Consider the following 3,803-nt stretch of genomic DNA (forward strand, 5'->3'; position numbering starts at 1 on the left):
CAACACCCTCGCCCCGGTGATCGCCCAGACCTCCATCCGGGTACTGGACATGCTCTCCGGCGATGACAGCTTCCGCCAGCGGCTTTGGGACAACACCCGCTATTTCCGGCAGGAAATGGAAAAGCTGGGCTTTGAACTGCTGCCGGGCGAGACGCCCATCATTCCGGTCATGCTGGGCGATGCCAAGCTGGCCAGCGAAATGGCGGACCGCCTGCTGGCCGAAGGTGTCTATGTCATCGGTTTCTCCTTCCCGGTGGTTCCCCGGGGCAAGGCCCGCATCCGCACCCAGATGTCCGCGGGCCTGGAACGGGAGCACCTGGACCGTGCCATCGCGGCCTTCGCCAAGGTCGGGCACGAAATGAACATAATCGATTGAGGAAGGCTTATGCGCGCTCTCGTAAAGCAACATGCTGAAGAAGGGATCTGGATGCAGGACGTGCCCGAGCCGGAGCCGGGTCCGAATGATCTGCTGATCCAGGTGAAAAAGACCGCTATCTGCGGCACCGACATCCACATTTACAACTGGGATGAATGGGCACAGAAGACCATCCCGGTGCCCATGACCGTGGGCCATGAATTCTCCGGCGTGGTGGTGGACATGGGCTCGGAAGTGAAAGGCTATGAAAAGGGCCAGCGGGTTTCCGGCGAGGGCCACATCACCTGCGGCCATTGCCGCAACTGCCGCGCCGGACGTCGCCACCTCTGCCCCAATACCGTGGGCGTGGGCGTCAATCGCCCTGGCTGTTTCGCCGAGTATCTGGTGATCCCGGCCGAGAACGCCTACCCCTTGCCGGATTCCCTGCCTGATGAGATCGCCGCCTTTCTCGATCCTTTCGGCAACGCCACCCACACGGCCCTGTCCTTCGACCTGGTGGGTGAGGATGTCCTGATTACCGGTGCCGGGCCCATCGGCATGATGGCGGCCGGCATTGCAAAACATGCCGGTGCCCGCCACGTGGTGGTGACCGACATGAATGACTACCGACTGGACCTCGCCAGGACAATGGGCGCCAGCCGCACGGTCAACGTCAAGAACGAAGACCTAAAACAGGTCATGCAGGAGATGGGCATGAAGGAAGGCTTTGACGTGGGCATGGAAATGTCCGGCGCCGGCCCCGCCTTCCGTCAGCTGATTTCCGCCATGACCAATGGCGGCCGCGTTGCCCTGCTTGGCATACCGCCCTCCGATACCGCCATCGACTGGAACGAGGTGATCTTCAAGGGTCTGTTCCTGAAGGGGGTCTACGGGCGAGAGATGTTCGAGACCTGGTACAAGATGTTGGCCATGCTGGATTCAGGGCTCGACATATCCCCGGTGCTGACCCACGAACTGGGCGCCGATGAGTACCAGAAGGGCTTTGACATCATGCGGTCCGGACAATCAGGCAAAGTGGTCCTGGACTGGGGGTGAGGAGCTGCGAGCTGCGAAAAAACGGATATTCCTGGCTAATCGTCAGTTGCAAAAAGCCGGCCTGATGGCCGGCTTTTTGTTTGTCTATATCGCATTCCTCCAATGCTAGAATCGGATCCATGTTGAGTGGAGGTCGGGCATGCTTAGATTGCGGATATTCTCTCTGGTGATTATTCCCTTGCTCCTTGCTGCCTGTGCGGTGAACCCGGTCACGGGTGATCGGGAGTTGCGGCTGATTTCCGAGCGTGAGGAGATCGGCATTGGCGAGGAGCAATACGCGCCACTGCGCCAGATGCAGGGCGGGGACTATCAGGTGGACCCGGGGCTGGTGGACTATGTGAACCAGGTGGGTCAGCGGGTTGCGCGTGAGAGTGACCGCCCGGAATTGCCCTATGAATTCACCGTCATCAACAGCAGTGTGCCCAATGCCTGGGCCCTGCCCGGCGGCAAGATTGCCATCAACCGCGGTCTTCTGACCGAGTTCGAAAGCGAAGCCGAACTGGCCGCCGTGCTGGGCCATGAGATCGTCCATGCCGCGGCCCGCCACAGTGCCCGTCGCATGGAACGACAGCTGATTCTCCAGGCCGGCGTTCTGGCCGTGGCCGCCGCCAGCAGTGACAGCCGTTATGCCGGCGCCATCGTCGGCTCGGCTGCCATCGGCGCCGGCCTGATTGGCCAGCGCTTCAGTCGCAGTGATGAGCTGGAAGCCGATGAGTTCGGCACCCTCTACATGCACCGTGCCGGCTACCACCCCGATGGTGCAGTGGACCTCATGGAACGTTTCCTGCGGCTATCGGAGGATCGGCGCCAGGGCTGGCTTGATGGCCTCTTCGCCAGCCACCCCCCTTCCCGAGAGCGGGTCCGGGCCAACGAGGCAACCGCCGAGCGTCTGGGCCGCGAGGGCGAATGGGGCCGGGAACGCTTTGAATCGGCCATGGCCCTGCTGCGCGCCCACCAGCCAAGCTACGACAAGGCGGACACGGCCCGCCGCCATCTAAGCCAGGGTGAGCTGGACCAGGCCCTGCGGCTCGCCAACGAGGCCCGTGACCAGGTACCGACGGAAGCGCGATTCCACGCCCTGGTAGGTGACATCCATCGCGAGCGGGGGTCTCACCGGGAGGCGCTGCGCCATTACCAGCGTGCCGTGGAACGAGAGGCCGATTACTTCCAGCACCACCTGATGATTGGCTTGACTGCCGTAGCGCTGGCCGATGATGAGCAAGCCCGCCCCGCCCTGGAACGCAGCATCGAGTTGTTGCCTACTGCCCCGGCGCATCTGGAGCTGGGCCATATCCATAAACGTGCGGCCGACCGAGATCAGGCCATCCGCCACTACCGCATCGCCGCCCAGTCCGATTCCGAGTCAGGCCGCCGCGCCCGTGCCGCCCTGGAAGAAATGGGCGTGGATTTCGACTAAGGGCAATTCCCTATATGAGCTCCCAAGAAAAAGGCCCCGGCAGAAACCGGGGCCTTAAGCCTTAGCAAGCAACGACCGTCACTGGCGTAAATCGCAGGCCGCACAGTAGTAATACAGGTGGTTGGGATCATTGAAGCTATCCAGCCGCTCCAGGTCTGCTTTCAGATCTTCCAGCAGAGCACGGTGAGGCGCCTGGCGCAGGCGACTTTCATTCAGGCCAAGCACCTCAGCGCTGGCGCCACCGAGCAGATCGGCCATGAACTGCTCCCGCCAACTCGGCTCTCGTTCCCAGTAGCGAACCTGCCACTGCTCCAGCTCTGCCAGACTGGCCGCGGCATCAATGGCTTCCTCCAGACCGCCAAGCTCATCCACGAGACCGGTCCGGTGGGCATCAATACCACTCCAGACCCGCCCGCGGGCCACCGCATCCACTTCAGATACCGACATCTGACGATGCTCGGCGACCCTTTCAATGAATTCACGGTAGCTGTGCTGGATGGATAGCTCGAGAGCATCACGAGCATCGTCGCTCATGGCCCGGTCAGGACGGAACAACCCCGCCATCTCCGTGGTGCCTACGCCATCGCTGGTAATCCCGATCTTTTTCAGGGTTTCCTCAAAGGTCGGGAACATGGCGACGACGCCGATGGAACCGGTAATGGTAGTGGGATGGGCCCAAATCTCATCGGCAGCCATGGAAATCCAGTAACCACCAGACGCCGCCACGCTACCCATTGAGGCGACCACGACCTTGCCGTCTTCCTGGGCCAGTTCCAGCTGCCTGAGGATGACATCGGAGGCAAAGGCCGAACCACCAGGGCTGTCCACATGCAATACAATCGCCTCGACAGAATCGTCGCGCCGGGCATCGCGAATCAGGCGGGCAGTGGAATCACCACCGATGGCACCGGGCGGCTGATTGCCGTCCATGATTGGACCGACTGCCGGGATCACCGCAATGGTCTTACCGCGTCC

At 61.9% G+C, this 3,803-nt stretch carries 4 protein-coding genes; 3 read left to right on the forward strand and 1 reads right to left on the reverse strand.

Annotated features, from left to right (window positions below; all coding sequences use genetic code 11):
• From ACJWXQ_RS07305 to ACJWXQ_RS07315, 3 genes are all read left to right on the forward strand, one after another.
• A partial coding sequence (locus ACJWXQ_RS07305; protein WP_406672486.1) for an aminotransferase class I/II-fold pyridoxal phosphate-dependent enzyme occupies positions 1 to 376 on the forward strand: 376 nt, incomplete at its 5' end.
• Between the two features lie 9 nt (positions 377 to 385).
• Positions 386 to 1,411, forward strand: coding sequence for an L-threonine 3-dehydrogenase (gene tdh, locus ACJWXQ_RS07310; protein ID WP_346050053.1), 1,026 nt, complete (start codon positions 386 to 388; stop codon positions 1,409 to 1,411).
• Between the two features lie 139 nt (positions 1,412 to 1,550).
• Positions 1,551 to 2,828 (forward strand): M48 family metalloprotease, encoded by a 1,278-nt coding sequence (locus ACJWXQ_RS07315; RefSeq protein ID WP_346050055.1) that lies wholly within the window; start codon positions 1,551 to 1,553, stop codon positions 2,826 to 2,828.
• 78 nt (positions 2,829 to 2,906) lie between these two features.
• On the opposite strand, the gene sppA is transcribed toward ACJWXQ_RS07315, so the two are convergent.
• On the reverse strand, positions 2,907 to 3,803 hold an 897-nt coding region (sppA, locus tag ACJWXQ_RS07320), incomplete at its 5' end, for a signal peptide peptidase SppA (protein WP_406672487.1).

The organism is Natronospira sp., assembly GCF_007134575.1.
Lineage (GTDB): Bacteria > Pseudomonadota > Gammaproteobacteria > Natronospirales > Natronospiraceae > Natronospira > Natronospira elongata.

Excerpts from the sequence above, each read along its gene's own strand:
- ACJWXQ_RS07315 (WP_346050055.1), top strand. The coding sequence starts at position 1,551 with ATGCTTAGATTGCGGATATTCTCTCTGGTGATTATTCCCTTGCTCCTT.
- tdh (WP_346050053.1), top strand. The coding sequence starts at position 386 with ATGCGCGCTCTCGTAAAGCAACATGCTGAAGAAGGGATCTGGATGCAG.